Raw genomic sequence first — 24,671 nt, 5'->3', positions numbered from 1 at the left:
CGCGGCTGTTCCTCAGTCGATGACCACTTTTTGCTCCGACATCTCCCGAAGGGCGATACGAACGCCCTCACGGCCGAGACCGCTGCGTTTGACGCCGCCGAACGGGACGTGCTCCGCGCGGAAATCGGGGCCTTCGTTGACCATGACACCACCAACCATGAGTTCGCGGGAGAACGTCTTGATTAGCGCATGATCGTTGGTGAAAACGCCGGCCTGCAGGCCAAAGGCTCCTGCGTTGACTTCGGCAATTGCAGCGTTTGGATCGGTGAAGCTGCGGATGGCGATAACAGGACCGAACGTCTCGTCGGCGATAACAGCGGAATTCGGTTCGACGTCAGAGATTACGGTTGGCGAGAAGAGCGTGTTTTCGTGATTGCCGCCGGTCAGCAGCTTCGCGCCACCGGCAACGCTGGCCCTGACGCGTTGTGCCACCTCCTGGGCCGCCGGCAGATCGATAACCGTCCCCATGTCTGAGTCGTCGTTCGACGGATCGCCGAACTTGATGGCATCGACGGCGGCGAGGAGGCGTTGCGTGAACACCTGCTCGATGTCTTTATGGAGGTACAGCTTCTTCACGGCTGCGCAACTTTGGCCGGCGATTTCAAAACGATGGCCAACCGCAGTTGCGACAGCCTTGTCCAAATCAGCGTCGGGTAGCACGAACAGCGGGTCGTTGCCCCCGAGCTCCATCAGGCAACGGATGAGACCACTGGCATTCTTGAGCGCGAGACCGGCGCGCGGGCCCCCCGTGAAAGAAAGCAGATCAATCGGAGCATGGACTAGCGACAGGGCGCAGTCCGCGCCGCCATGGATGACCTGGAAAAGGTCGCGTGGCCAGTTTGCCTTTTGCGTGAGTTCGAAGAGGCGGGCAGCGGCCAGCGGAGCCTTTGGCGAAGGTTTGGCGACGACCGCGTTGCCGGCGGCAATGGCCGGCCCGAGCTTGTGGCACAAAAGATTGAGCGGGTAGTTGAAAGGCGTAATGGCGCCGATGACCCCAACGGGCTCGTATGTGATTGTGGCAAGACGATCGACACCGCCTTCCACGATCGCGCAATGCAGTGCTTCACCGTCGAGAAATGTTGCCGCATCTCCCGAGAGCTTCAACGTGTTCTGGGCGCGACGCACCTCGTTGCGCGCTTCGCGGATCGTCTTGCCCATTTCCGATGAAATGATCCGGGCCAGGTTCTCTGCGTCCTTGGCAATCTCGGCTGCCAGGGCGTTCAATAGTGCCCGCCGAACCGCAGGCGTGGAGTATCGGAATTCGCGCTGCGCCGTCTTGGCGCGCAAAACAGTGGCGGCGACCTCCGCTCCGGAATGCTCCGCAATCTCGCCGACGATCTGCCCGTTGAAAGGATTACGGACCATGATCGGGCGAGCTGGGGTGGGAGCGATTTTCTGCAGGGACGTCATTTGGAACCTCGTTCGTCGTTCGAATTGTGTTGGGAAATGGCGCGCGTCAAAGCGCCGATGGATACTGGGCGGATGGGCCAGCGCTGGCCCGTCAGATCGTTGGCCGCTGCTGGCGCTTGCGACGGGCTGATGAGGTTCAGCACTTCGGCAACATTTGCGGCGCAGAAGCGCCCTTGGCAGACCCCCATCGAAAATCGGCCGTTGTGTTTCACTTCACGTCCGGAGAGGCCATCGCTCCGTTGTGCAAGCAGCCGGAGATCCCCAATCGTGCGGCCTTCGCAGCGGCACAAGATAGTCTCGTCAGGAAGGGTGGCCAGCGGGGAGGTGGGGTCAACCGGCGCAAACAGCGCTGAGAGCAGGCTCTGAGCGCGACGCTGTTGTGCGATCGCGGCGTCGACGTCCTTGAGTGCGCGCGTTTTACCGGACAATAGGTTCACCACCTGGCGCCCCACGCGCCTGCCATCGGCTTCTGCTGCGATCGAACCGAGCGCTTCCCGGCAGTCGCCAGCCCTCATGATGATTGGTCGGGCGTCCGCCTTCATAGCGACATCGGGAAGGCCGAAGTGGTTTGATCTCACGCCGTCGTGGAGGCCGACACGATCGACTATGATCGTCTGTGATTGACCTCTCCGATCACGCAGCGTCGCCTCCAGGCCCGTGTCGCATCGCCGAACCCCTGTGAGGACACAGCCTCGCAGCCAAGGGGTTCGGTTTGCCGTCATCTCGCACAGATAGGAAAATGCCTCGCTCAGAAGTCTGGGGTAAGCAAACAGGCCAAAGGTGACCAGCGGGTGCCGAATGGGATCGCCCGCTTCAACGACGGCGACTGGCGGGTTTCCCAACTTGGCCATTTGCGCGGCGACTGCGATAAGAAGCGGGCCGCCTCCGGCAAGTAGGATTCTGCCGTTCGGCGGTCGTCCTGTTTCCTTCATCATGACTTGCAACCCGCCGGCGGTGGAAACGCCCGAAAGTTCCCAGCCTGGACGAGGCAGTATCTTTTCGATTGCCCCTGTTGCGATCACGACCGCGCGCGCCTTGAGATGCACGACGGCGCCGTGAAGGCGATCCTCGACGAGGACGAGCCCATCACTGTCGATGCCGAGAAAGACACAGGAGTGGCGCAGTCGAATGCCCGATTGTCGATAGGCGGAAAAAAGGGCCTTCCATCGAGCCCGTGCCGTGCGGGGCTGAGGTACGGCTTCAACGCCGTCGATCGGTTGGCGATATATCGCGCCGCCGACATTCCGTCGCTGCTCGATGATCTCGACTGAGAGGCCAGATCCGCTTGCCTCTAGGGCGGCGGAAATCCCGGCAGCCCCGCCTCCAACAACGATGATGTCCAGATCAGTCAAGGTCCGCCTCCAATCCAACAATCACCATCCCATCCCATGCCGGGGTAAGGCAGGCTTCCGTAGCGACGCCATTGATGCTGACGAGGCAACATTGGCAGGCACCGATGCCGCAAAAATATCGGGTTTCGCGGTCAACGGCGTCGCGGCCGAAGCTCGTGATCCCGGCTGCCTCCAGTGCTGCCGCGACGCTTTCACCTTGGCGAAACGGGATATCCTGCGAGATCCAGCGCAACGTTTTGGGACCGTTCATGTCATTCACGCCCATGCGACGGTCTCACTTTTCCCGAACCGTGCAGGGTCGAATGCCGCAAGCGACATATCCGGCGTCTCCCCGCAGACCATCTGCGAAATTGCCTTTCCGGTGATCGGCCCGAGGCAAATGCCGTCGCCCTCGAAGCCGGTCGCGACATAGGCATTTATGAGATGCGGTAATCGCCCGACCAGTGGCAGCCCATCGATCACCGCCGTGCGGACTCCGGCAAAGCTGCGCAGAAGCCTCACATCGGCAAGGCCCGGCACAAGGGCGACGGCATCTCGCAAGATCCGCGATACCGCGTCGATGTCATTGTTGCGGCGGTCCCCATGATCTTCGCGTGTTCCTCCAATCAGGAACTGCCCCGTTTGCAGGGGGTCGATGACAAGCCCCAGTCCCTTCGGGAGTTTGGCTTGTGGCGCATTTTGGCTGCCCTTGCTGAGCAGATATCGCCCTGACATGATCGCCCCGGGCATGGCCGCGTTCAGTGCGCGCGCCCTTTCGGTGATGAGAAGCTGACCCTTGCGTGGGATAAGGGCGTGTTCAATACCGAGCAATCGGGCCGATCCGGTGCCAGCTGCAACGACCACTGCGTCGGCTCTGACGTCGCCTTTCGCCGTGGCGACACCCTCGACACGGCTGCCGTCACTCGCAAGAAGCAGGCTCTCAACAGCGTGGCCTCGGTGAACAACGACACCGGCAGCTGTGAGGAAGCGGTGCACGATTTGATAGCCGATCGCGTGACCCTCATCATGCACCTCGACGATCATCAACGCGTCCGGCGACAGTACGGGAAATCGATTGCGGGCAGCCTGCGGGGCAAGTGTCGCCGTCCGCACGCCAGCACCTGCAAGTGCCTTCGAGTGGGCTTCAAGGACATCGCACTCCGCCTTGGAGGTTGCGACGATGAAGGTCGATCGGCTTTTGAAGCAATCTGCAAACAGACCGTCTCGCGCCAGCTGGCGATAGAGCGCGATGCCGCAAAGCGCCGCCTCCATCATCGGACCGGGGCGTTTGCTCGCCACGGAAACCGCACCGTCGGCTGCTCCCGTGGCCTGCGATGCCGGAACATCCGCATCGAACAGGTCGACCCTCACTCCGCGGCGCGCAAGAAAATAGGCCGCCGCCGCACCGACGATTCCGGAACCGGCTATGACGACGGAAGATGGCTGTGCAAATGGCATCGTTGTTGAACCGGCACTGTTTCTAACTCGCCCTATGTTGCGGGCTGCCGGCGGCTGGCGTCGATACAAGAAGACGCCGTTGCTTGTTCACGAAATTTGTATCGGCTACTAACGAAGGGCCCCTTAATCCTCAGGGCGGGGGAATACAGTTATGGCCAAAATCAGCCTCACGCTCATCCAGACGTTCTACCAGGTCGCCAGATACGGGTCATATTCCGGTGCGGCGCGGGAGCTTAACTTGAGCTATCAGTCGGCCTCGAACCATGTTCGACGGTTGGAGCAATTGCTCAACGGAAAGCTCATAGATTCCGAGCAGGGTGCTAAGCGGATCACGCTGACCCCGAGGGGGCGCGCACTGTACAACCTGCTGCATCCCGAGCTGGACATCATGCTGGAGCGGCTGAGCAAGCTGATCGAGAGCCAACGGTCATCGCTGCGTGTGGGAATGCCGCAAGCAATTTTCTTCTACCTTTTTCCAAAGGTGCTTTCGAAATTTCGCGAGAGTTTTCCAGACATGGAGTTCGCAGTCTATGAACGCGATACGGTCTTGGCGGAGCTTGTCAAGAACGGAAGCCTGGATGTGTGTATTTCGGAGCGGTACTTCGGTGACCCGGTCGTGCCGCAGCGACTGTTGGGCAGCTATCACCTCAGCCTTGTCTATCCTTGTCAATGGGGAGCGCCACCGGAGCAGAAGGACATCCCGTTATGGGCGAAGGATCGGCCGTTCATCACCTATGAGCCGGGTCAGACTTTGCGCAATCTTGCGGTCGACTTCCTCGGTCGCGATGGAGCCGTCGTCCAGCCCGTGATCTCTACCTCGGGAAGTTCCAGCGTGAAACGCTGCGTCGAGGAGGGTATGGGCTTTTCAATCATCCCGTCCTGGTGCGTCCTGCCGGAAGACAAAACCATCGTCAGCACGAAGCTGGCAAACCTGCCGGAGGTCCGCGTGTACTTCGGTAGTGCAGGCTTTCTGCAAAAGCATCCGGCGGTACAGCAGCTTTTTGAGGAATGTCAGTCAGAGCTGGTCGGCCCCGTCCTGGATCCTCCGCGCAGCGGCGAACTCACTCCTGCAGCGCCGTAAACCGGCAACCTACAAAAAATGGGATAAGCGTGGTCGATTCTCTAGCATTGTTCCCGGCTGACTGCGCGGTAACCTGCTCGCGGTCGCAAGGACCAAAGAAGGCGCATGACTGATAAAATCAAACAGGGGAATATGGAGAACCGAGAATGAATGTTATTGCGAAAATCTGTAGTTGCGCCGCCGTCGCCCTGTCATTGCTGGGAACGACGGCGTCTGCTGGTACGATCGAGGATATAAGGGCGCGTGGTGCTCTTCGTATCCCCGCGATCCTCAATGAAGTTCCCTATTTCAACAAGGATCCGCGCACAGGAGAGTGGCAAGGATTTGTCATTGATATGGCCACCGACATCGCCAGAACGCTTGATGTGAAGCTTGAAGTGGTCGAGTCGAGTTGGTCGAATGCAATCCTCGATGTGCAAAGCGGCAAGGTCGATATGGCTTTTGCAGTCACCGCAACCCCTGTGAGGGCGATGTCCGTGTCGTTCTCCGATCCGACCTACTACAACAGCTTTGTGGTCGTGTCGTCCAAGGATGAAGTCAATAACAAGACCTGGAGCGAACTGAACGATCCGAAATACACCTTCGCCGTCGACCTCGGTTCGGCTCAGGACTTGATTACGCAACAGTATCTGCCGAAGGCAAACATCCTTCGCTTCAAGACGCGTGACGAGGCGATCGTCGCAGTGACGACGGGCAAAGCCGACGGTCTCGTCAATACGATGCTGAATGGCCTTGTGATTTCAAAGAAGGCCCCGGCAGTTGGAAGCGTCAAGGTGCCAACCCCGGTTCTGGCCACGCCCTCGGTCATCGCGCTTAACTACGGTTCCGACGAGACCTTCAAGTCCTTTGTGTCTGCCTGGGCAGAGTACAACCGCCGCATCGGCAACAATCAGACATGGATCGTCAAGAGCCTTGAGCCTTTTGGCATTGCCCTTGAAGATATGCCAGTCGGTTTCGGCTTCGGCGGCTGACGACGGTGACCCTGCTCAGTTACACCAGTACTGAGCAGGGTTTTGAGTTGGTGGGTCGATTGCGAGCGACGGTGCAAAATTCGTCCATGTCAAGTGCTGACCGCCGATTGTGAAGCTAATGCGAAGAAATCATTACGGTTGCTTCGTTGAATTCGCCGGCACTTTTGGGCAAGTTATCACCAACTTGACCGACGGATCCCCACGCGAAGGACTGACTGTTTGTTGATGACGGCGGGAACTCGACCCGTCTGGGTTGCGCACTACGTTTGACCGGCTAAAATCGGGTGGGCCCATCGCCCGCGAAGCGAAAGTTCTTTCCGACAATGATGAAATCCAGCCTCGATCACTTGCCTGATGCCAAGAGGCGGGAACTCGCGCGTGCGGTCGGAATCCTGCGCGAAGAGTTCGAGGATGCGTTGAGGGAGGGCACGGCGGAGTTCAAGAAAAAGGGGCGGATCCTCAAGGTCATTCTCTTTGGCAGTCATGCGCGCGGCGATTGGGTTGATGAGGAGCACATTGGCAAAGGCTATCGCTCCGATTACGACCTGCTGGTGATCGTCAACAATCGAAAGCTGACGGATTTCACCGCATACTGGAACAACGCTGCTGACCGGCTTCTGAACGACCGCATCCTGAAGGGCATGCAGGTGTCCTTCGTCGTGCATTCTCGCCGTGAGGTGAACGAGGAGCTCAGGCGCGGAAAGGACTTCTTCTGCGACATTCGCCAGCAAGGCATTGTGCTTTACGAGCTCGATAGTGAGCCGCTGGTGGAACCGAGGCCGATCAGCCTTGAACAGCAGTTCAAGATCGCACGCGAACATTATGAAAGCCGACTTCCGCATGCCATAGGCTTCCTCAAGGTTGCGCGGTTTTGCATATCCGAAGGCGACGTCGCCCTCGCTGCGTTCCAGCTCCATCAAGCGATCGAGCATGCCTACTCAACTGTGCTTCTCGTGCTGAAAAACTACGGTCCACCGACGCACAACCTGCGGTCCCTGCGCGGTTTTGCCGAAGATCTGGACCGGCGGCTCGCAGACGCCTGGCCACAAGACCGGCAGCGCTATTCGGCCTGGTTCAAATACAATCAATGAGGCCTATGTGAAGGCGCGGTACTCCAAGCATTACCAGATAAGCGAAGAGGCGCTTTCTTTCCTGATTGAGCGTACGCAGGTTCTTCACGGGCTGGTAAAAGCGGTCTGCGAAAGTCATCTGATCACGCTGGATGGTGAAATCGCCGAGGAAAAGTCAGGGCGTTGATCCGTTGTCGGCTTTTGGGTCTGGAAGCAGACATGCAGCGTTTGACATGAAGGGCGCCGCAAGTGGGTAGAGCCGGCCCTGAGTGTCCCCTCGATGGAAGTGTTTTGCCTCGGGTTCGTGGCAAACCACTTCGATGTTGTGCCCGCCCGGACCAATGACATGTCTGTCAGCCATAATGGCAAGCCCCCCCCCTCGAGCAACTGCGGCTGTCGCCAAAGAGGAGACAATTTATCGCTTCGCCGTGGCGTCCGTTGCGGATGCATGCGCATGAGCCGAAAGTACGGTCTCGATGATCACGCCCGCCAGGTGCGTGTCGAGCAGCGAATTCCACGCCCCGGCGCGCCGAACTGGCCGCAATCCACGATCATGTCGCGTGTTTTTCTCGCAACAGCCACAGGCTCTCATGCGATCGGCGGCCGCTAGCCCGTGGTGATCAGAAGCAGGAGAACGAAGACCGTCGGCACCAGCACCAGCGCCGGGATGATGATAGCGGGGTAACCGAAGGCAATGATCGCCAGCAGCCAGATCAGCATACAGTTGACGAGAAACAGCACCTTGGCGGTGCCGGAGCCCTGCGCCGCTTCCCTGAGCATCCAGCCGAACACCGGCACGTGATAGACCATTTTCGCAAGCATTGTTTTCAAGCCTTTCTTTCGGGGCGGACGCCAAGCCCGCTGTGATCTGTTGGGATCGCTGCACTCGTGCGAGGGTCAGTCCCTGCGCACCAGGCCTGCCATCGTCCGCAAATGCTGCTCGTCGAGGATGCGCACCGTCTTCGGATGGTTGAAGTCGATCAGGCCATCGCGCTTGAAACGGTTGAGGCAGCGGCTGACGGTCTCGACCGTCAGGCCCAGCCAGTCAGCCAGGTCGGCACGCGAGAGATAGAGGTTGAAGCTGAACCGGGCGGCGCTTCCGGCGCGACCGCGCCATGCGAACTGGTCGGCAAGATCGATGAGCGCCGTGGCAACCTTCTCCGTCGCTGTCTTACGTCCGAGCAGAGTTGCGTGTGCCTGCATCCGGTGCAGCGTCGCCTTAAGTTCGGCGGCGACAGCGGGCCCGTGGTCGCCGTCTTCGACCTGGCTGGCGGCGAGCGTCTCTATCCGGGCGAAGGTCAGCGTTTCGGCAGTGGCGATATTGCGGCCGTCATGGGTGAAGCCGAAGAGCCGTCCCGGGCCGAGCACGTCGGTGATCTGGCGACGGCCGTCGTCGAGCAATTGCGACAGCGCGACACAGCCGTCGACGACGCGATAGAGTTGGCGGTTTCGCCCTCCCTGGAAGAGCAGAGTGGCGTGCTCCCCTACCAGTCGCTGCCGGTTGGGGGAGAGCTTGGTCGTCGAAAAGGCCGCCGTTGGCGGGGGCGGAAGTGTTGTTTCCGCGAAAGTGATCGTATCGGGCATGGTGGCGATCCGTATTGCGATCTTGTCGGCATCGTCGCTGAGCGACGCGTCGGAGATGAGACATCAGCGTTCAGTCACGATCGGTCGTGACAGGGGCTCAGGCGTGGGAGCTCGATGCTGGCGGCCCGCGTGGGCTGGCATTGGGCGGGAGCTGTGACCTCGCGGATGCAATCGGCTGTTCCGGCGGCAGCACTTTTTCACTCTTGCGCGCGATCGAGTGCGCAGCATCGGCAGGTGCCGGCAAGTGGGCCCAGAAGACGCGGCAGGCGCCGCAGAAGTGACTGTGGGAGAGTTGTTTGCCGTTGCCGTCGTCGTCGGCGGCTGTGGGCAGGCAGAGGTCGGGCAGGGAACCGTCGGGCAGCGCGAACTGTGCCCGCTCCGTCGCGGAAAGCGCCGTTGCCCCTGCGGGCGCCGGGTGCGCGAAGCCGAGAAGCAGCACGGCCATTGCGCAAAACATGCGCATGACCTGCTGCATTCTGATCCTCGTGCAAGGCTTCATTCGGTTTGCCTATCCCTGTGCCAATCTGATGGCTCAGGGATAGGCGACGTTATTGACAAACCTCAATGTGGCAAACCGCGCAGGGGCAGAATGCCGCATCCCGTCGATCATTCTTCCTCGACGAAAACCTCCTCGCGCTTGGCCTTGACGCTCGGCAGGAACACCACCACCAGCACCATGGCTGCGATCAACAGCAGGATCGCGCTGATCGGCCGCGTGACGAAGGTGGTCGGATCGCCGCGCGACAGGATCATCGCCCGCCGCAGGTTTTCTTCCAGCAACGGGCCGAGCACGAAGCCGAGCAGGAGTGGAGCCGGTTCGCAGCGCAGCTTCAAGAGCAGGTAGCCGACGAGGCCGAAGAAGGCGACGGCGTAGAGGTCGTAGACGTTGGAGTTGACGCTGTAGACGCCGATCGAGCAGAACGCCATGATGATCGGGAAGAGCACATAATACGGGATCTTCAACAGCCGCACCCACAGCCCGATCAGCGGCAGGTTCAGCACCACCAGCATCAGGTTGCCGATCCACATCGAGGCGATGATGCCCCAGAAGAGAGCCGGTTGTTCTGCGGCAACGTTGGGCCCGGGTACGATGCCCTGGATGATCATCGCGCCGATCATCAGCGCCATGACCGGGTTTGCCGGGATGCCGAGCGTCAACAACGGGATGAACGAGGTCTGGGCACCGGCGTTGTTGGCGCTTTCCGGGCCGGCGACGCCCGCGATGGCGCCGTGGCCGAATTCTTCCGGTCGGTCGGAGACGCGCTTTTCGACGGTATAGGAGGCGAAGGCCGCGAGGATGGCGCCGCCGCCGGGCAGAATGCCCAGCGCCGAGCCGATCGCGGTGCCGCGCAGAACCGGGCCGACCATGCGCTTGAAGTCGTCGCGCGTCGGCATCAGGTCCGTGACCTTGGCCATCAGCACTTCGCGCGTGCGCTCGTTTTCGAGGTTGCGCAGGATTTCGGCGATGCCGAAGACGCCGACCGCCAGGGCGACGAAGTTCAGGCCGTCCGAATATTCCCGGATCCCCAGGGTGAAGCGTGGCGTGCCGGTGTAGATGTCGGTGCCGACGAGGCCGAGCAAGAGGCCGAGCGCCACCATCGCCAAGGCCTTGACGATTGATCCGTGTGCCAGCGCGACCGACGACACGAGGCCGACGATCATCAGCGAGAAATATTCTGCCGCGCCGAACTTCAGCGCGATCTCGGTCAGGGGCGGGGCGAAGACTGCGACCAGGAAGGTCGAGACCGTACCGGCGAAGAACGAGCCGAGCGCGGCGATTGCCAGTGCGGCACCGGCGCGGCCCTTGCGGGCCATCTGGTAACCGTCGATCGCGGTGACGGCAGACGAGGATTCTCCCGGCATGTTGATAAGGATCGCCGTGGTCGAGCCGCCGTATTGTGCCCCGTAATAGATGCCGGCGAGCATGATCAGCGAGGAGACCGGCTCCAGCTGAAAGGTGATCGGCAGCAGCATGGCGATGGTCGCCGTTGCCCCGATGCCGGGCAGCACGCCGATCAGCGTGCCGAGCAGAACGCCGATCAGGCAGAAGAGCAGGTTTTCCGGCGAGGCGGCCGTGGTGAATCCGAGTGCAAGATTGCTGAATAGATCCATCATCCCTCTCCTAGTACTGGGTCCAGGGGCCGAAGCGCTGGAAGGGCAAGCCGAGGCCGTAGCTGAAGACCGCGACCGAAAAAGCCGTCAGCGCCAGCGACAGGGCGATGGCGGTCAACGGTTTCATGCGACCGGAGGCAAAGCAGGCAATCAGTGCCGTAAAAAACAGCGACGGCACAAAGCCGAGCCCGCGAACCGTCAGGCCAAAGAAGACCGGCGCCGGCAGGATGAACAGCATGCCGCGCACGGCGATAGCCCCGATCGGCTCTCCCTGGACGCGGGTCGACTGAACGAGGATCACGATACCGAGAAGCGTCAGGATGACGGCGAGCACCAGCGGGAAATAGCCCGGGCCCATGCGGAAGGCGGTGCCGAGCTCAAGGTTGAACGCCTGCCAGGCGAAGAACAGCCCGACGGCCGTCAGGAGGCCGCCACAGAGCGCATTGGTGGTGTCGAAGGAGATTGATTTCATCGTGTCCCCATTTGGTTTTTTTTGGCTGAGCGCCGACCGGGAAGGGTCGAACTCAAGCTCGGACTGCCAGTTGCCAGTGACGTCTTGCGGCTGACGATCGGATGACACCTTGAAGTGTAACCGAAGCCGACGGCCGGCGCGATTACCCTCCGGCGATGCCGTATGCCCTGCCTCAGGCGACAAACCCGCCACGATCCGGGCCGCTTGGGCTTAAGGATCGTGGCGGGCAGCGTCTCAATTTAGTCGGCGTACTGGCCGGCGGCTTCGATGACCGGCTTCCAGCGTGTGATTTCGCTTTCAAGCTTAGCCTTCAGCGCTGCCGGGGTGGCATCGGCTTCGCTCGACGGTACCGTGCCGAGTTCGCCGAAGCGGGCGACGACGTTCGGATCCTTGAGAGCCACCTGCAGCGACTTCGACAGCCGCTCGTTGACTTCGGCCGGCGTGCCCTTCGGCGTATAAACACCGTGCCAGATGCCGACCTGCAGCCCCGGAAGGCCGCCTTCCGTTGTCGTCGGCAGGTCCGGGAAGACCTTGAGACGTTCAGGCGAAGTGACGGCATAGGCCTTGATCGTGCCGCCCTGGATCTGCTTGGTGGTGTTGGTGGTCTGGTCGCACATGATGTCGACCTGGCCGCCGAGCAGATCGGTCATCGCCGGACCGGTGCCCTTGTAGGGAACGGTGGTCAGCGGCGTTTCGATGGCGCTCATGAACATCATGCCGCAGAGGTGCGAGGCAGCGCCGATGCCGGCATTGGCAACGGTGACCGTGTCCTTGTTCGCCTTTGCGTATTCGACGAGGCCCTTGAGATCGGTCGGCTCGAGATCCTTGCGCGCGACGATCGTCATCGGCACTTCGGTGACGAGACCGACATACTCGAACGCGTTCAGCGTGTCATAGGCGAGCTTGCGGTAGAGCGTGGCGCTGGTTGCCATGCCGATATGGTGGAGCAGTACCGTGTAGCCATCCGGATCGGCCTGGGCAACGCGACCGGCGCCCAAAGTGCCGCCGGCGCCGCCGACGTTTTCGACGATGATCTGCTGGCCGAGATCCTTCGACATGGATTCGGCGACGAGGCGTGCGACGGTATCCGTCGGGCCGCCGGCCGAGAACGGAACGACCATGGTGATCGAGCGTTCGGGATAGGTCTGCGCATTGGCGGAAGCGGCAAACAGGGACAGCGCGGCAACGGCGCCAAGAAGCGCATTCAGGGTTTTCATCTTTTCCTCCCGGATGAAATATCGACCAGCCGGCAAGGCTCCTCCCATGCCGATTCTGGTTGACCCATTTGCAGAGGCAATCTTAGCACAGACAACGGGTTCGCCGTGCGTTGCCGTGCATTTCTGCCGACGGTTGTCTGGTTTTGGGTGGATTCGGAAACAAGAGGCTCGCTTGGTGGGTGGATTTCCACCCATTGCGGGCGCCGCGGATCACCGCGGTCGTGGCGACGCTGCCCGCGAACGGCCGTTCGGCGGCTATTGCTGTCCCGTACGCTGCCTCAGATACTGCACTTCGTCTGTTGTCAGCGGACGCGTCGCGCCTTTCGCAAGCTTTCCGAGCGCGATGTCGCCGATCGAGACGCGCACGAGCCGCAGCACCTCGAAGCCGAGGACGTCGAGCATGCGGCGGATCTGGCGATTGCGCCCTTCGTGCAGCTCGACCTCGATCCAGCTGTTCTTCTCGCCGCCTCTTAACTGTCCGGCGCGCGCAGCGCGCAAATGCTCGCCGCCCTCGTCGACGCCGTCGACCATCGACCGGAGCTTGGCGTCGCCGATCTCGCCCGGTACCTGGACATGATAGACCTTGCCGAGATGGGTTTCCGGGTCGAGCAGGCGCTGGGCGAGCACGGTGTCGTTGGTGAAGAGCAGCAGGCCCTCGCTCGCCTTGTCCAGCCGACCGACCGGCGAGAGGAACTGTGCATCGCTCTCGCTCAGGCAATCAAAGACGGTCGGGCGCCCCTCCGGGTCGTGCCGTGTCGTCACCAGGCCACGCGGTTTGTTGAGCATCAGGTAGATCTTGTCTTCCGCCAGAACGGCCTTGCCGTCGACGGCGATGCGGTCTTTTTCGATATCGACCCATTGGGCTAGATCGGTGGTCTTGCGGCCGCCGATGCTGACTCGGCCCTCAAGCACCAGCTTTTCCGCCTGCGTCCGCGAGCAGTAGCCAAGCTTGGAAAGGGCACGGGCGATGGTTACGCGCTTGCCGATGTCGCCGGTCATGCGTCCAGTGCCTTCGCCTCGTCCTGCTGCCGGCCGTTTCTGCCTCACTTCGGGTCGTCTCCATCTATCTCTGGCTGCCGGCGCCTGTCGCGAAGCCTCGGAACCGTCGTTCAGTCGACCTTGATATAGTCGATCTGCCGGGCAAGCCAGCATCCGATCGTCAGGCCGGAAACGGCGCCCTGTCCGTTGCGGTGGATCCGTACGGTCCAGTCGCCGGGCGCCGGCGCGTCCATCGAGCGCTTGCAGCTGAGCAGCCAGACATCATCGGCAAACGGCCGCAGCGCATGCATCGCACCCTTGCCGAGCATGCCATTAAAACCGGCAAAGAAGATGCCGTTGGTGGAAACGATTTCGATATCGGCGTCGAGTTCTGCGGAGTGGTAACGACCGGCTATGTCAGGCTTTGCCTTGCCGGCAACCCTCTCGGCCGTCGTCTGCAGGTTCTCGCGCTCACGCTCCATGTGCAGGCCGGTGCCGTTCGGCGTCAACGAAACCGATCCGGAGCGGGCGATAGCGTCCGCTGCGATCTGCAGCGATTCTCCTGCCGTCGCGAAGCGCAGTTCAAGCCGCCCCGATCCCAACGGCCGCGTCGACAGCGCCAGGCCGGTCTCCGGTTCGAGATAGGTGCCGAACTGTTCGCTATTCCAGTCGCCGGCTGCCGCCTCGGCATCGCGGTGACCGAGCGCGACCTTCATCAGTGCCGTCGCCGCGGCATGGGCGTCGGCCTCGTGGTTGAACATCACGACGATCGAGAGGCGCTCACTGGCCGCATGAAGGCGACGGCTGCGGAAGCCGCGCAAGGCGCCGCCATGGCCGGTGATCGCGACGTCGCCGATCCGTTCGTGGGCAAGGCCGAAGCCGTAAGTTGCTGCCCGCCCGTCCGCATAGGTCTGCGGCGCGGAAAGCCTGCGGTAGAGGCCGGCTTCGTCGTCACGCGTACGATCGATGAAGCGCTCCCAGGCGAGCATGTCGTCAAGCGTCGCCGAAATACCGGCATCCCCCGCCCAGTAGATCCGGTTGGTCGCCTCGAAATAGCCTGTGGTCTCATTGCCCTCGTAGCCGATCACGCCGTTCGGCGAGATACTGGTATCGGGGGTGAGGGCGGCCGTGGTCATGCCGGCCGGACCGAAAGTGCTGCGGTCGTAGAGCTCGGACAACGATCGACCCGAAAAATCTTCGATGAGGTCGGCCAGGATACGGTAGTTGCCGTTCGAATAGGAATAGCGCGTGCCGGGCTCGAAATGCGTCGAGCGGGCGCGCGACAGCAGCGGCCGGGCGTGCTCACGGCGGAAGACGCCGTCGGCCATGGCGCCCTGCAGCACCGTCAGGGCCCAGTAGTCGCGCAGGCCAGACTGGTTGTGGCAGAGATGCGCCACGCTCGGACGTTTGCCTTCGATCAGCGGCAGGTAGGCATCGAGTGCGCCATCGAGCTTGGCGGGATCGCCCACCGTGTCGAGCAACACCGCGCAGGTGAACTGTTTGCTGATCGAGCAGATCGGCAGCAGCGTGCCTGCCGTCATCGGCTTGCGCGCCGTAAGATCGGCATAGCCCCAGACGTGCTTGAGGATGACCTCGCCGTCCCTGACGACACCGACGACGCCGCCGGGCCCCCTGTATTGCTGCGGCAAGGCGAGGACGGCTCGTTCGAGGGCGGGAAGATCCAGGGTGGTCATGGTGCGCAATGCCAGTCGGTGGGGCCAGTCGGTAGGCCCAGTCGATGGGGCCAGTCGGTCGGGAAGGAAACCTGCCGCCCGGACGGGCGGATCGGCTTCGTACCTACCGCTCCGTCAACGCAAGTGCAACCGCGCTGCGCCGGCCTCAACGCAATCCGGCCTGGGCGTGATAAAGCCGGCTATAGGTGCCCTTGGCGGCGAGCAGCGTGTCGTGTGGTCCTTGTTCGCTGATGCCGTTCGTGTCGACGACGATGATGCGGTCGGCATCGCGGATCGTCGCCAGGCGGTGGGCGATGACCAGTGTGGTTCGACCTTTGGAAAGTTCGGCAAGCGATTGCTGGATCGCCTTTTCGGTTTCCGTGTCGAGCGCCGATGTCGCCTCGTCGAGGATCAGGATTGACGGGTTCTTCAGGAACATCCGGGCGATTGCCAGGCGCTGCTTCTGACCGCCGGATAGCTTGACGCCGCGCTCCCCGATGACCGTGTCCATGCCGTCGGGCAGAGCCGCGATCATGCCGTCGAGTTTGGCCCGGCGAGCGGCATCGAGGATATCGGCTTCGCTTGCGCCCAGACGTCCATAGGCGATGTTGTCGCGGATCGTGCCGGCGAACAGGAAAACATCCTGCTGCACGATGCCGATCTGTCCGCGAAGAGAGGCGAGCTTGATGTCACGAATGTCGACGCCGTCGACGGTGATGCTGCCTTCGGCGACCTCGTAGAACCGCGGCAGCAGCGAGCAGATCGTCGTCTTGCCGGCGCCCGAGGGGCCGACAAAGGCCACGGTTTCTCCGGCTTTGATCGTCAGGTCGATGTTGGCGATGGTCGGCTTGTCGGGGCTGTAGCCGAATGAGACGTTGCGATAGGTGATGTCGCCGCGCAGGCCGGACACGTCGACGGCGCCCGGACGATCCTCGATGTCAGGCTCGGTCTCCATCAGCTCGATGAAGCGTTTGAAGCCGGCGATGCCCTTGGGATAGGTCTCGATGACCGAGTTGATCTTCTCAACCGGGCGGAAGAAGACGCCGACCAAAAGCAGGAAGCCGATAAAGCCGCCATTGCTCAATTGTCCGGTCAGCACGAAGTAGCTGCCGGTAATCATTACGATCAACTGCGTCAGCCGCATGCTCATGTAGCTGAGCGAGGTGCTGGCGGCCATGATGCGGTAGGCCTCGAGCTTCGTTTGGCGGTAGTTCTGATTGTCGGTCTCGAACAGGTTGCGCTCGTGCTCTTCGTTGGCGAAGGCCTGGACCACGCGGATGCCGCCGACATTTTCCTCGATGCGGGCGTTGAAGTCGCCGACGCGGCCATAAAGGTTGCGGAAGTTGCTGGCCATCCGGCCGCCGTAGCGGCTGGTGACCCAGGCGGTGATCGGCACGACCGCCGCCGTGATCAGCGCCAATTGCCAATGCACCGTCATCATCAAAAGCAACGCGCCGATGAAGGTCATGATCGCGATGAAAAGGTCTTCGGGGCCGTGATGAGCGACTTCGCCGATCTCTTCGAGGTCCTTCGTCAGGCGCCCGACGAGATGCCCGGTCTTCTGGTTGTCGAAGAAACTGAAGGAAAGCTTCTGCAGATGATCGAAAGCCATGCGGCGCATATCGGTTTCGATGTTGATGCCGAGCATGTGTCCCCAATAGGTGACCGTCGCCATCAAGCCGGTATTGACGAGATAGACGACGAGAAGACCGACGGAGGCGAGCAGGATCAGTGTCCATTCCTGGCTCGGCAGCAGCTGGTCGACGAACAGCTTGACCGCGACCGGAAAGCCGAGCTCCAGCAGGCCGGACAACACCGCGCAGGTGAAGTCGAGAATGAAGAGGCCGCGATAGGGCCGGTAGAACGCGAAGAAGCGCTTCAACATGACAACCGCACTCACATGGGCAGCCGCTTGGGAACGGCCGTAAAATCTGAGTTCAAATGTCATGTTTCTACCCGGAAGCCAACAGATATGCGACCGAAAAAGCGAATTGATGCTGTCACAAAGCGCACCAACCCGGGCATGTAATCCCCGGATGAGACGGAACGTGGGAAAGGGAAGAAAACGTTAACCATAAGCTCCGTAGAAGAGGGAATCAGCAGGGGAGCGAATGAAGCAATGGCAGGCGATAGATCAGATGAAGCGGCGGTGTTTGGCGGACGTGATGTCGTCCCGTTTCCGATGGCAAGAAGACTGAGCACCATTCGCATCTGTGCTGCCGAACTCGAAGACCTCCATGGTGACGACGCCGTGCAATATTGGCGGCGGGAATGCCGGGCACTTGCCGACGAGTTGCTTGCGCTCGGCTGCTCCGATGCGGAAATGCGTGAGCAGGTCATGGCATTTCAGGCCGAGGTACAGGCCGAACTCTGGCAGCGCCACCAGTCCCGGCTTTCCGCCGGTGCAGTAAGCCAGTAATTCGAACGAACGGTTCGACCTTTCGTATTGATCGCTCGGCCAGCAAGGGAAAGCCCCGGCGCTTGCGCCGGAGCCGTGGTGGTCAGCGCCCGATGGCCCCCTGCAGACGATGCGCCGCCCATGCGGCCGCGCAGCCGAGGCCGGCGACACCAGCCAGTTCGCAAAACGCGAGCCATCCGGGCTCCAGATGCGCCGCGAAGAATGTGATCAGGCCAAGAAAATAGGCAGGCACGTTGTTGACTGGGGCGGTTGCCCGTAAGGACACCACAATCATCGCGACGACAAAGACGACCGGCCCGAAGGCCAGCGCCCCCATTGCAGGCATCAAAGCCCGGAGCGCGAGGGCCGCAGCCATGCCGATGGCGATGCCGACGGCAAGGCAGATGTAGCTGGTCAATGCCTCACGTGCCATGTGACCGCGGGTAAAGAACGCGACCCACCCCATGAACATCGCCCAGACGGGCCAGCCGACGCTTGCCGAAGTCGTGGCAGCGACGGCGGCCGTGGTTGCCGCCACGAGCGTCAGCAGATTGAATTTCCAGGCGGAGGGCGCTCGGCCGGTTGGTTCTGTTTGCGCGGTCATGACATATCCTCGAAATGGGTTGAATGGGCGGTTGTCTGACGGACGGGGTCAGGCTTGGGTCTTTTCGATCGACAGCAGGTCGGCGATGCCGATGCGCCGGGCGAAGTCGATGCGCATGCGTTCGGCGACCTCGATCACTTCCGCAGCACCGTCTCCGACGAAATCGATGACCGATCGCGCGGGGCGCGATCCCTCCGGCAGGCCGACGATGCGCACGACTTCGTCGGCAACGGCCCGTGGATCGGCATCATCCGGCGTCAACTCGCTCAGGCGCTCGCCGACCTGGTCCAGGAGACCGTCATAGCGGGCGTAGGCCGCGACCGTTTCCTCGTCCGCTGGGCGCCCGGCGGTCGGGAAATGATTGGTCCCGCGGGTAAAGGCGCCGGGCACGACGATCGAGGTCTCGATGCCGAAACGCGTCAGTTCGTAGGACATGGTAACGGCAAGGGAATCCATCGCCGCCTTGGCAGCTGCATAGGGTCCGAGGAAGGGCGGGAAACCGCCTTTGGTGGTGGTGCTGCTGATCCACAGGACAAGCCCGTGTTCACGCTTGCGCATTTCCGGCAGCACGGCGCGGTTGACCCGCTGCACGCCGAAGAGGTTGGTATCGAAGACCTTGGCCAGTTCCTCCGGCGTGAACGCCTCGGTCGGGCCGATGACGAGGTGACCGACATTGTGCATGACGACGTCGATGCCGCCCTGTTCGGCGATGATCGTCGCAACGGCGGCGTCCGCGGAGGGCTGTGACAACACATCGAGTTCGAGCGGGCGCAGATCGTATCCGCCGCGCTCGGCGGCGGCGCGCATCTCCAAGGCGCGGTCGCTGTTACGGCCGTCGATGCCGCGCATCGAGGCGTAGACGGTATGTCCGGCGCGGGCAAGTGCTTCGGCGGAAAGCCTGCCGATGCCGGAGCCGGCCCCGGTAACAAGAATGACGGAAGACATGGTTCTGCTCCTTCGTTCGAAAAGGGGATATGAGTGGGGATGGGCGCGGATGTCAGGCAACGCCGCCGTTGGCGCGCAGGATCTGACCGTTGACCCAGCCGGCATCGGGACCGACAAGGAAGGCGACGACACTGGCGATGTCGTCCGGCTGACCGAGCCGCTCAAGCGGCGGCATCTTGGCAAACTGGGCGACAAGCTCTTCGCTCTTGCCCGACAGAAACAGATCGGTCGCAATCGGACCTGGCGCCACGGCGTTGACGGTGATGTCGCGGCCGCGAAGCTCCTTGGCAAAAACGTGTGTTAGCGCTTCAACTGCGGCCTTGGTGGCGTTGTAGACCGCATAGCCCGGCAGGTTGAGGGCGAGGGTCGTCGAGGAGAAGTTGACGATGCGGCCACCGCTGCGCATGCGTTTTGAGGCTTCGCGCAGGGTGTTGAAGGTGCCCTTGGTGTTGATGGCGAAGTGACGGTCGAATTCCTCGTCGCTGGTTTCGGCAAGAGCGGCGGTCTTCAGGACGCCAGCGTTGTTGATCAGTATGTCGATGCCGCCGAACGCAGCCTCGGTTGCGTCGAACAGGCGCTTCACCGCTTCCGGATCGGCAACATCGGCCCTGGCGGTTAGGGCGCGGCCACCCTTCTCCTCAATCTTTCGTGCCAGCTTCTCGGCGGAAGCGGCGTCACCGGCATAGTTGATGACGACCGTGAGACCGTCGGCGGCCAGGCGTTCGGCAATCGCCGCACCGATGCCGCGCGAGGCGCCGGTAACGATGGCGACCCTGTTGGTGTGTTCCTGCATGATGTTTCTCCTTCGTTGTGAAGCGCTTGGCTTGTTGGTGAGGAGAAGATGACGTCTTTCGTGACTCGGATAATCATGCATAATCCGGCAACATAATCCGGAGATTACGAACAAATGGACAGGTTCGATGCCATGCGCGTGTTCTCGCGCGTCGTTGAAAGGCGCAGTTTCACGCAAGCCGCTGATGATCTTGGCCTGCCGCGCTCGACGGTGACCGATGCGGTCAAGCAGTTGGAAGCACGACTGGGTATTCGCCTGCTGCAGCGCACGACGCGCCATGTTAGCCCGACATTGGACGGTGCTGCCTATCACCAGCGCTGCATCTCCATTCTCGACGATATCGAAGATGCCGAAGGCGCCTTTGCCGGCGCCAGGCCCAAAGGCCTGCTTCGCATCGACGTGCATGGAACGCTGGCACGCCACTTCGTGCTGCCGAGCCTGCCCGCCTTTCTCGCGACCTACCCTGAGATCGAACTCTACATGAGCGAGGGCGACCGTTTGGTCGATCTCATTCGGGAAGGCATCGATTGTGTGCTGCGGGTCGGCGAGCCGCAGGACAGCGAGATGATCGGGCGGCGCATGACGATGCTCGATGAGATCACCTGTGCGTCACCCGACTATATCGCCCGCCACGGCAGGCCCGAAAGGTTCGATAGCCTGGAAGGGCATCGCATGGTCGGCTTTCGTTCGTCGACTTCAGGCGCTCCGATACCGCTCGAATTCCAGATTGGGGGCAAGGTCGAATATGTCGCACTGCCGGTGACGGTCGCGGTTAACGCCGCCGAAAGCTTCGTTGCTGCCGCAAGGCTGGGGCTCGGGCTCATTCAGGTGCCGCGTTACCATGTCGAGCGAGATCTCCACGAGGGTACGCTGGTCGAGGTGCTTGAAAACTGCCGTCCGACGCCGACGCCGGTTTTCCTGCTCTATCCGCGCAACCGCCAGCTTTCGCCGCGGGTGCGCGTCTTCATCGACTGGCTGGCTGGCGTGTTCGCCGAGGGTTGCGATCGATAATGTGCATCAATCCGTCGGCAGTTCCGGATCCCAGGTGAACAGTTCCTTTGCTCGGGCAATCCCCCGCAGAGCAAAACGTCCGAGCGAAACAGCGTCTGCCTGAAGCTCAGGCGGGCAGGCCTCGACGAAATCCGCCGACATGATCACCTGTCGTTCGACCGAGCGGCACATCGAGGCGATACGGCTGACTTCGTTGACCGCGGGGCCGACGACGGTGAAGTCGAGACGGTTCTGGCTGCCGATATTGCCGTAGAAGACCTCGCCGATGTGCAGGCCGAGATAGACGTCGGTTGTCGGCTTTCCCTCCTCTTGTCGGCGCGCATTCAGCGCCACTAGCATGCGCCGCAATTGCCGCTCGGCGGCGGTCGCGTTGGCGCAGGCAGTCGTTGGCTCGTCGGCATTGAAGATGGCAAGCACGCCGTCGCCGATCAGCTTGAGCACGCTGCCGCCGTGATCGTGGATGGCTGAGATGACCATGCCCGCATAGTCGTTGAGGAAGGGGATGATGTCTTCCGGGGCGGCTGTGTCGGAGATCCGGGTGTAGTTGCGCAGGTCCGAAAACCACATGACGGTTTCGATGCGCTCGGCCTCGCCGCGCACGATGCTGCCTTCGACCACGCGCCGGCCGGCATCGGCGCCGAGATAGACATCGGCGAGTGTGCTGATGATCCGGACGCAGGACGTGGTCTTTACCGCCAGCGCAAGGGTCGGCAGGAGAATGCGAAGGGCGGCGATTTCTTCTTCGGCAAAGCCGCTTTGCCGGCGTGTGGTCCAGTAGGAATAGAAGCAATCCATCTCGCCGACGCGGCCCTGGTCGGTGAAGTGATGGATCATGTTGATGCAATCGGTGTGGCCTTCCGCCTTCAGGCGGTCGAGCACATGATATTGCACCGAGCGCTCGTCGGCGAGGCGCACGCGCCGCTCCGGCTCGCACGCCGTCAGCATGTGGTAGAAGATCGAGCGATGCCAATTCGCCTGCGCTTCTCCGCCGGTGGTCGAGGAATATTGCACGACCTCCGGCGCCACGTCGCTTTCGCGGTTCCACTGGAAGGCGCGGCCCTCGAATTCCGGATGCAACGTGTCGATCAGCCCCTGGCCACGGGCAATGTCCATGCCCGCGGCAATGCAGCGCTCGCAGAAGCCGGCAAGCATCTCGGGTTCTTGCAGGCCCTTGAGGCCCTCTTGCGACAGCCAGAGGATGATGTCGCGGATCTGTTGGTCGTTCATAACGGGTCCCGCTCTGGAGCTGCCGGTGGCTTGGCGCAGTCTGCGTTATCAATAGCCAAAGTGCCGGCGCGGTTCCAGCACCTGAAGCGATTCAGGCCTCAAGCAGATAGGAAGGTGCAGCCCGCAGCCGCGCGATGTCGCGTAGCGGCGGCGCACCGAAAAGTCGGGCGTATTCGCGCGAAAACTGCGAAGGACTGTCGTAGCCCACATGATGCCCGGCCGTGGCCGCGTCGATCGCCTGGCTGAGGATCAATCGTCGAGCCTCCTGCAGCCGGAGCTGCTTTTGATATTGCAGCGGGCTCATCGCCGTCACCGCCTTGAAATGCTGATGAAAGGACGAGAGGCTCATATTGGCTTTTGCTGCCAGATCTTCGATGCGCAGCGGCTTGCGGAAGTCGCGTTTGATGAGGTCGATCGCGCGGTTGACCTGGGTCAGCTTGCTCTCGGAGCGGGCGATCTGGCGCAGTCGGTGACCCTGCTCACCCATCAGCAGACGGTAGAGGATCTCGCGTTCCGCCAGCGGCGCCAGCACGGCGATTTCCTCCGGCCGGTCGAGCAGGCGCAGCAGCCGGACGATCGCGTCGAGCAGCTCGGCGGTGGTGTCGCTGAGGAACAGCCCGGGTCCGGGCACGCCGCCATCGATCGGCGAGTGGCCAGCCTCGAGCACCAATGCGCTCAGCATCGTCGGGTCGAGGTCGAGGCGCAGGCAGAGATAGGGTTTTTCCGGTGACGCGTCGATGACCTGGCCGATGACCGGCAGGTCGACGGAAACGGTGAGATACCGGTTTGGATCGTAGGTGTGGACCGTCTCGCCCAGCATCACCTGCTTGGATCCTTGCGCGATGAAGCAGACGGCGGGTTCATGTAACGTATGGATCGGCTCGGTTGGGCTCGACGATCGGATCAGGATGAGGCGCGGTATCGCCGTCGACAGCACGCCGTCGATGCCGCTGTTGCGCTCCATCAGGTACTGGAATTCGTCGAGATCGCCCAAGGACGTTTTCCTTTGTGCGGGATTGGCGTCCGGCAGAGGCTGACCTTTTCCGGGCGCAAGTTCAACGGGATAATTGGTGCGGCAGCGGCGGATGCCGCCAGCCGCCGCTCTCTTTGGCCTAATCTTCCCGGCGCAGGATCATGCCGGCATGATAGAGCACGCCGTCGACAAAATCGCCGTCGGCGGTAAAGCCGGTATCGTCGACATAGTCGATATGATTGCCGGTCACCCAGTAACGGCCCTGATAGGCGCTCTGCCGTTTGCCGCGCGCTTCGTCATAGCGGCCGTCAGGCAGCAGGTGGTGACGGATGCGGCCGTCTTCGGTAACCCACATGCCGACATAGGGATGCGGCGCCTGTTGCATGGTTTTCTCCTATGCGGATGGCGGATCTGGCGACAGGGCGGAAAGGACAAGGCCCAATGCCACCGATGTTCGAGAAGTGCGGTTCATCTGCGGGCGCTCCACTTGTACCTGATTAGTGCGGGCTTGCCGTCGGGCGCACGATGATTTCGCTGACATCGACATCTGAGGGCTGTTCGATGGCATAGGCGATTGCCCGGGCAATTGCGGTGGCCGGGATGGCGATGCGCCGGAAGTCGCGCATGGCGCCGCGGGCAGTCTCGTCAGAGATGCTGTCGGCCAGTTCCGATTCGGTGACGCCGGGCGAGACCACGCTGACGCGGATGCGATCGGTTTCCTGGCGAAGGCCATCGGAAATCGCCCGGACGGCGAACTTCGTGGCGCAATAGACGGCGGCGGTCGGCGAGACGGCGTGACCGCCGATCGACGACAGGTTGACGATCTGGCCGTTGCCCTGCTCGGTCATCACGGGCAGGCTGGCGGCGATGCCATTCAGCACGCCGCGGATGTTGACATCGATCATCCGGTTCCACTCGTTGACCTTGAGGGCCGAAAGTGGCGACAGCGGCATGACGCCGGCATTGTTGACGATGACGTCAAGCCGTCCGAACTCGGAAACGGCATGGGCTACGAAGGCCTGCATATTGGCAAGGTCGGTGACATCCAGCGCCTTGAAGCTGGCGGTGCCGCCGGCGGCGCGGATTTCGCCGGCAAGGGTTTCCAGACGATCGGTGCGGCGGGCGCCAAGAATGACGCGGGCACCGGCGGCGGCCAGATATCGGGCGGCCGCCTCGCCAATGCCGCTGCTGGCGCCGGTGATGGCGACGACTTTTCCTTGAAGCTCGGACATGCTTGGTTCCTTTCGCGATGGGCCGGGGCGTCCCCGGTTCTGAAAGTCACCATGCGCTCTCCGGTCGATGGAGCGGTAGAACAGCACTCCGGCATTCTTGCACGATTCTCCGAATGGCCCGCCGCTACGGT

Annotated in this window: 25 protein-coding genes and 1 pseudogene; 6 read left to right on the top strand and 20 right to left on the bottom strand. The window is 61.9% G+C overall.

All coding sequences use genetic code 11. The features are described from left to right. Positions 1–12 precede the first annotated feature (12 nt). Genes J3R84_RS28455 through J3R84_RS28440 form a run of 4 tightly spaced genes read right to left on the bottom strand, consistent with a single transcriptional unit; the run spans position 13 to position 4,199 of the window. The gene (locus tag J3R84_RS28455; RefSeq protein WP_113567217.1) at positions 13–1,410 is read right to left on the bottom strand and encodes an aldehyde dehydrogenase family protein; all 1,398 of its coding nucleotides are present in this window, start codon (positions 1,408–1,410) and stop codon (positions 13–15) included. Beyond that, positions 1,407–2,762, bottom strand: a complete 1,356-nt coding sequence (locus J3R84_RS28450; protein WP_113567219.1) for an FAD-dependent oxidoreductase — start codon at positions 2,760–2,762, stop codon at positions 1,407–1,409. The genes J3R84_RS28455 and J3R84_RS28450 overlap by 4 nt, the downstream gene beginning before the upstream one ends. Further along, complete coding sequence (locus tag J3R84_RS28445; RefSeq protein WP_203529059.1) at positions 2,755–3,012, bottom strand: 2Fe-2S iron-sulfur cluster-binding protein; 258 nt, start codon at positions 3,010–3,012, stop codon at positions 2,755–2,757. The genes J3R84_RS28450 and J3R84_RS28445 overlap by 8 nt, the downstream gene beginning before the upstream one ends. A gap of 5 nt (positions 3,013–3,017) precedes the next feature. Then, a complete protein-coding gene (locus tag J3R84_RS28440) occupies positions 3,018–4,199 on the bottom strand; it encodes an NAD(P)/FAD-dependent oxidoreductase (RefSeq protein WP_057224560.1) in 1,182 nt (393 codons plus the stop codon). Between the two features lie 151 nt (positions 4,200–4,350). Here J3R84_RS28440 and J3R84_RS28435 point away from each other — a divergent pair, with 151 nt between their 5' ends. The 4 genes and pseudogenes from J3R84_RS28435 to J3R84_RS28420 all read left to right on the top strand — a co-directional run bounded on the left by J3R84_RS28435 (position 4,351) and on the right by J3R84_RS28420 (position 7,931). After that, entirely contained in the window at positions 4,351–5,280 is a 930-nt protein-coding gene (locus tag J3R84_RS28435) for a LysR family transcriptional regulator (RefSeq protein WP_025429815.1), read from the top strand. A 146-nt stretch (positions 5,281–5,426) separates the two neighbouring features. Then, positions 5,427–6,251: a transporter substrate-binding domain-containing protein gene (locus J3R84_RS28430; RefSeq protein WP_084815062.1), complete on the top strand. Its 825-nt coding sequence runs from the start codon at positions 5,427–5,429 to the stop codon at positions 6,249–6,251. A gap of 326 nt (positions 6,252–6,577) precedes the next feature. Then, positions 6,578–7,508 (top strand): annotated as a pseudogene (locus tag J3R84_RS28425) (nucleotidyltransferase and HEPN domain-containing protein). 267 nt (positions 7,509–7,775) lie between these two features. Then, positions 7,776–7,931 (top strand): hypothetical protein, encoded by a 156-nt coding sequence (locus J3R84_RS28420; protein ID WP_162771089.1) that lies wholly within the window; start codon positions 7,776–7,778, stop codon positions 7,929–7,931. On the opposite strand, the gene J3R84_RS28415 is transcribed toward J3R84_RS28420, so the two are convergent. The 9 genes from J3R84_RS28415 to J3R84_RS28375 form a co-directional block, all read right to left on the bottom strand. Next, positions 7,928–8,143 carry a hypothetical protein gene (locus J3R84_RS28415; RefSeq protein WP_113567223.1) on the bottom strand — a complete coding sequence of 72 codons (216 nt, stop codon included), beginning with the start codon at positions 8,141–8,143 and terminating at the stop codon, positions 7,928–7,930. The genes J3R84_RS28420 and J3R84_RS28415 overlap by 4 nt on opposite strands. 75 nt (positions 8,144–8,218) lie before the next feature. Then, positions 8,219–8,905 (bottom strand): Crp/Fnr family transcriptional regulator, encoded by a 687-nt coding sequence (locus tag J3R84_RS28410; protein ID WP_113567225.1) that lies wholly within the window; start codon positions 8,903–8,905, stop codon positions 8,219–8,221. A gap of 97 nt (positions 8,906–9,002) precedes the next feature. Next, positions 9,003–9,380 carry a hypothetical protein gene (locus J3R84_RS28405; RefSeq protein ID WP_113567227.1) on the bottom strand — a complete coding sequence of 126 codons (378 nt, stop codon included), beginning with the start codon at positions 9,378–9,380 and terminating at the stop codon, positions 9,003–9,005. Positions 9,381–9,511: 131 nt separating this feature from the next. Further along, positions 9,512–11,017: a tripartite tricarboxylate transporter permease gene (locus J3R84_RS28400; RefSeq protein WP_025429897.1), complete on the bottom strand. Its 1,506-nt coding sequence runs from the start codon at positions 11,015–11,017 to the stop codon at positions 9,512–9,514. A 10-nt stretch (positions 11,018–11,027) separates the two neighbouring features. Further along, the gene (locus tag J3R84_RS28395; RefSeq protein ID WP_025429898.1) at positions 11,028–11,489 is read right to left on the bottom strand and encodes a tripartite tricarboxylate transporter TctB family protein; all 462 of its coding nucleotides are present in this window, start codon (positions 11,487–11,489) and stop codon (positions 11,028–11,030) included. Positions 11,490–11,728: 239 nt separating this feature from the next. Continuing rightward, complete coding sequence (locus J3R84_RS28390) at positions 11,729–12,706, bottom strand: tripartite tricarboxylate transporter substrate-binding protein (protein ID WP_025429899.1); 978 nt, start codon at positions 12,704–12,706, stop codon at positions 11,729–11,731. Between the two features lie 255 nt (positions 12,707–12,961). After that, positions 12,962–13,753, bottom strand: coding sequence for a pseudouridine synthase (locus tag J3R84_RS28385; protein ID WP_025429900.1), 792 nt, complete (start codon positions 13,751–13,753; stop codon positions 12,962–12,964). Between the two features lie 62 nt (positions 13,754–13,815). Further along, a complete protein-coding gene (locus J3R84_RS28380) occupies positions 13,816–15,378 on the bottom strand; it encodes a D-aminopeptidase (RefSeq protein ID WP_113567229.1) in 1,563 nt (520 codons plus the stop codon). A gap of 145 nt (positions 15,379–15,523) precedes the next feature. Next, a complete protein-coding gene (locus J3R84_RS28375; RefSeq protein ID WP_057224497.1) occupies positions 15,524–17,242 on the bottom strand; it encodes an ABC transporter ATP-binding protein in 1,719 nt (572 codons plus the stop codon). 234 nt (positions 17,243–17,476) lie between these two features. On the opposite strand from J3R84_RS28375, the gene J3R84_RS28370 reads away from it, so the two are divergent. After that, positions 17,477–17,776 carry a DUF6074 family protein gene (locus J3R84_RS28370; RefSeq protein ID WP_025429903.1) on the top strand — a complete coding sequence of 100 codons (300 nt, stop codon included), beginning with the start codon at positions 17,477–17,479 and terminating at the stop codon, positions 17,774–17,776. 82 nt (positions 17,777–17,858) lie between these two features. On the opposite strand, the gene J3R84_RS28365 is transcribed toward J3R84_RS28370, so the two are convergent. The 3 genes from J3R84_RS28365 to J3R84_RS28355 are packed head-to-tail and all read right to left on the bottom strand — an operon-like array spanning position 17,859 to position 20,097. After that, a complete protein-coding gene (locus J3R84_RS28365) occupies positions 17,859–18,359 on the bottom strand; it encodes a DUF1097 domain-containing protein (RefSeq protein WP_203529057.1) in 501 nt (166 codons plus the stop codon). Between the two features lie 48 nt (positions 18,360–18,407). Beyond that, complete coding sequence (locus J3R84_RS28360) at positions 18,408–19,304, bottom strand: SDR family oxidoreductase (RefSeq protein WP_025429905.1); 897 nt, start codon at positions 19,302–19,304, stop codon at positions 18,408–18,410. A 52-nt stretch (positions 19,305–19,356) separates the two neighbouring features. Continuing rightward, the gene (locus tag J3R84_RS28355) at positions 19,357–20,097 is read right to left on the bottom strand and encodes an SDR family oxidoreductase (RefSeq protein ID WP_025429906.1); all 741 of its coding nucleotides are present in this window, start codon (positions 20,095–20,097) and stop codon (positions 19,357–19,359) included. Positions 20,098–20,211: 114 nt separating this feature from the next. Between J3R84_RS28355 and J3R84_RS28350 the strand changes: the two genes are divergently transcribed. Further along, entirely contained in the window at positions 20,212–21,108 is an 897-nt protein-coding gene (locus J3R84_RS28350) for a LysR family transcriptional regulator (RefSeq protein ID WP_203529055.1), read from the top strand. A gap of 6 nt (positions 21,109–21,114) precedes the next feature. Here J3R84_RS28350 and J3R84_RS28345 read toward each other — a convergent pair whose 3' ends face one another. The 4 genes from J3R84_RS28345 to J3R84_RS28330 form a co-directional block, all read right to left on the bottom strand. After that, positions 21,115–22,335 (bottom strand): adenylate/guanylate cyclase domain-containing protein, encoded by a 1,221-nt coding sequence (locus J3R84_RS28345; protein WP_025429908.1) that lies wholly within the window; start codon positions 22,333–22,335, stop codon positions 21,115–21,117. A gap of 91 nt (positions 22,336–22,426) precedes the next feature. Then, positions 22,427–23,329, bottom strand: coding sequence for an AraC family transcriptional regulator (locus J3R84_RS28340; RefSeq protein ID WP_025429909.1), 903 nt, complete (start codon positions 23,327–23,329; stop codon positions 22,427–22,429). 118 nt (positions 23,330–23,447) lie between these two features. After that, positions 23,448–23,693, bottom strand: coding sequence for an Atu4866 domain-containing protein (locus tag J3R84_RS28335; protein WP_025429910.1), 246 nt, complete (start codon positions 23,691–23,693; stop codon positions 23,448–23,450). A 112-nt stretch (positions 23,694–23,805) separates the two neighbouring features. After that, positions 23,806–24,540 (bottom strand): SDR family oxidoreductase, encoded by a 735-nt coding sequence (locus J3R84_RS28330; RefSeq protein WP_057206037.1) that lies wholly within the window; start codon positions 24,538–24,540, stop codon positions 23,806–23,808. Positions 24,541–24,671: the final 131 nt, after the last annotated feature.

The sequence above is a fragment of the Ensifer canadensis genome (assembly GCF_017488845.2).
GTDB lineage: Bacteria > Pseudomonadota > Alphaproteobacteria > Rhizobiales > Rhizobiaceae > Ensifer > Ensifer canadensis.
The sequence above is the reverse complement of the archived record's forward strand: the minus strand, read 5'-3'. Positions and strand labels throughout refer to the sequence as shown.

Coding starts and splice junctions, on each gene's coding strand:
- J3R84_RS28375 (WP_057224497.1), bottom strand. CDS start 17,242: ATGTTGAAGCGCTTCTTCGCGTTCTACCGGCCCTATCGCGGCCTCTTC.
- J3R84_RS28445 (WP_203529059.1), bottom strand. CDS start 3,012: ATGAACGGTCCCAAAACGTTGCGCTGGATCTCGCAGGATATCCCGTTT.
- J3R84_RS28370 (WP_025429903.1), top strand. CDS start 17,477: ATGGCAGGCGATAGATCAGATGAAGCGGCGGTGTTTGGCGGACGTGAT.
- J3R84_RS28440 (WP_057224560.1), bottom strand. CDS start 4,199: ATGCCATTTGCACAGCCATCTTCCGTCGTCATAGCCGGTTCCGGAATC.
- J3R84_RS28335 (WP_025429910.1), bottom strand. CDS start 23,693: ATGCAACAGGCGCCGCATCCCTATGTCGGCATGTGGGTTACCGAAGAC.
- J3R84_RS28420 (WP_162771089.1), top strand. CDS start 7,776: ATGAGCCGAAAGTACGGTCTCGATGATCACGCCCGCCAGGTGCGTGTC.
- J3R84_RS28435 (WP_025429815.1), top strand. CDS start 4,351: ATGGCCAAAATCAGCCTCACGCTCATCCAGACGTTCTACCAGGTCGCC.
- J3R84_RS28365 (WP_203529057.1), bottom strand. CDS start 18,359: ATGACCGCGCAAACAGAACCAACCGGCCGAGCGCCCTCCGCCTGGAAA.
- J3R84_RS28390 (WP_025429899.1), bottom strand. CDS start 12,706: ATGAAAACCCTGAATGCGCTTCTTGGCGCCGTTGCCGCGCTGTCCCTG.
- J3R84_RS28380 (WP_113567229.1), bottom strand. CDS start 15,378: ATGACCACCCTGGATCTTCCCGCCCTCGAACGAGCCGTCCTCGCCTTG.
- J3R84_RS28360 (WP_025429905.1), bottom strand. CDS start 19,304: ATGTCTTCCGTCATTCTTGTTACCGGGGCCGGCTCCGGCATCGGCAGG.
- J3R84_RS28400 (WP_025429897.1), bottom strand. CDS start 11,017: ATGGATCTATTCAGCAATCTTGCACTCGGATTCACCACGGCCGCCTCG.
- J3R84_RS28455 (WP_113567217.1), bottom strand. CDS start 1,410: ATGACGTCCCTGCAGAAAATCGCTCCCACCCCAGCTCGCCCGATCATG.
- J3R84_RS28350 (WP_203529055.1), top strand. CDS start 20,212: ATGGACAGGTTCGATGCCATGCGCGTGTTCTCGCGCGTCGTTGAAAGG.
- J3R84_RS28395 (WP_025429898.1), bottom strand. CDS start 11,489: ATGAAATCAATCTCCTTCGACACCACCAATGCGCTCTGTGGCGGCCTC.
- J3R84_RS28430 (WP_084815062.1), top strand. CDS start 5,427: ATGAATGTTATTGCGAAAATCTGTAGTTGCGCCGCCGTCGCCCTGTCA.
- J3R84_RS28345 (WP_025429908.1), bottom strand. CDS start 22,335: ATGAACGACCAACAGATCCGCGACATCATCCTCTGGCTGTCGCAAGAG.
- J3R84_RS28415 (WP_113567223.1), bottom strand. CDS start 8,143: ATGCTTGCGAAAATGGTCTATCACGTGCCGGTGTTCGGCTGGATGCTC.
- J3R84_RS28330 (WP_057206037.1), bottom strand. CDS start 24,540: ATGTCCGAGCTTCAAGGAAAAGTCGTCGCCATCACCGGCGCCAGCAGC.
- J3R84_RS28355 (WP_025429906.1), bottom strand. CDS start 20,097: ATGCAGGAACACACCAACAGGGTCGCCATCGTTACCGGCGCCTCGCGC.
- J3R84_RS28410 (WP_113567225.1), bottom strand. CDS start 8,905: ATGCCCGATACGATCACTTTCGCGGAAACAACACTTCCGCCCCCGCCA.
- J3R84_RS28405 (WP_113567227.1), bottom strand. CDS start 9,380: ATGCAGCAGGTCATGCGCATGTTTTGCGCAATGGCCGTGCTGCTTCTC.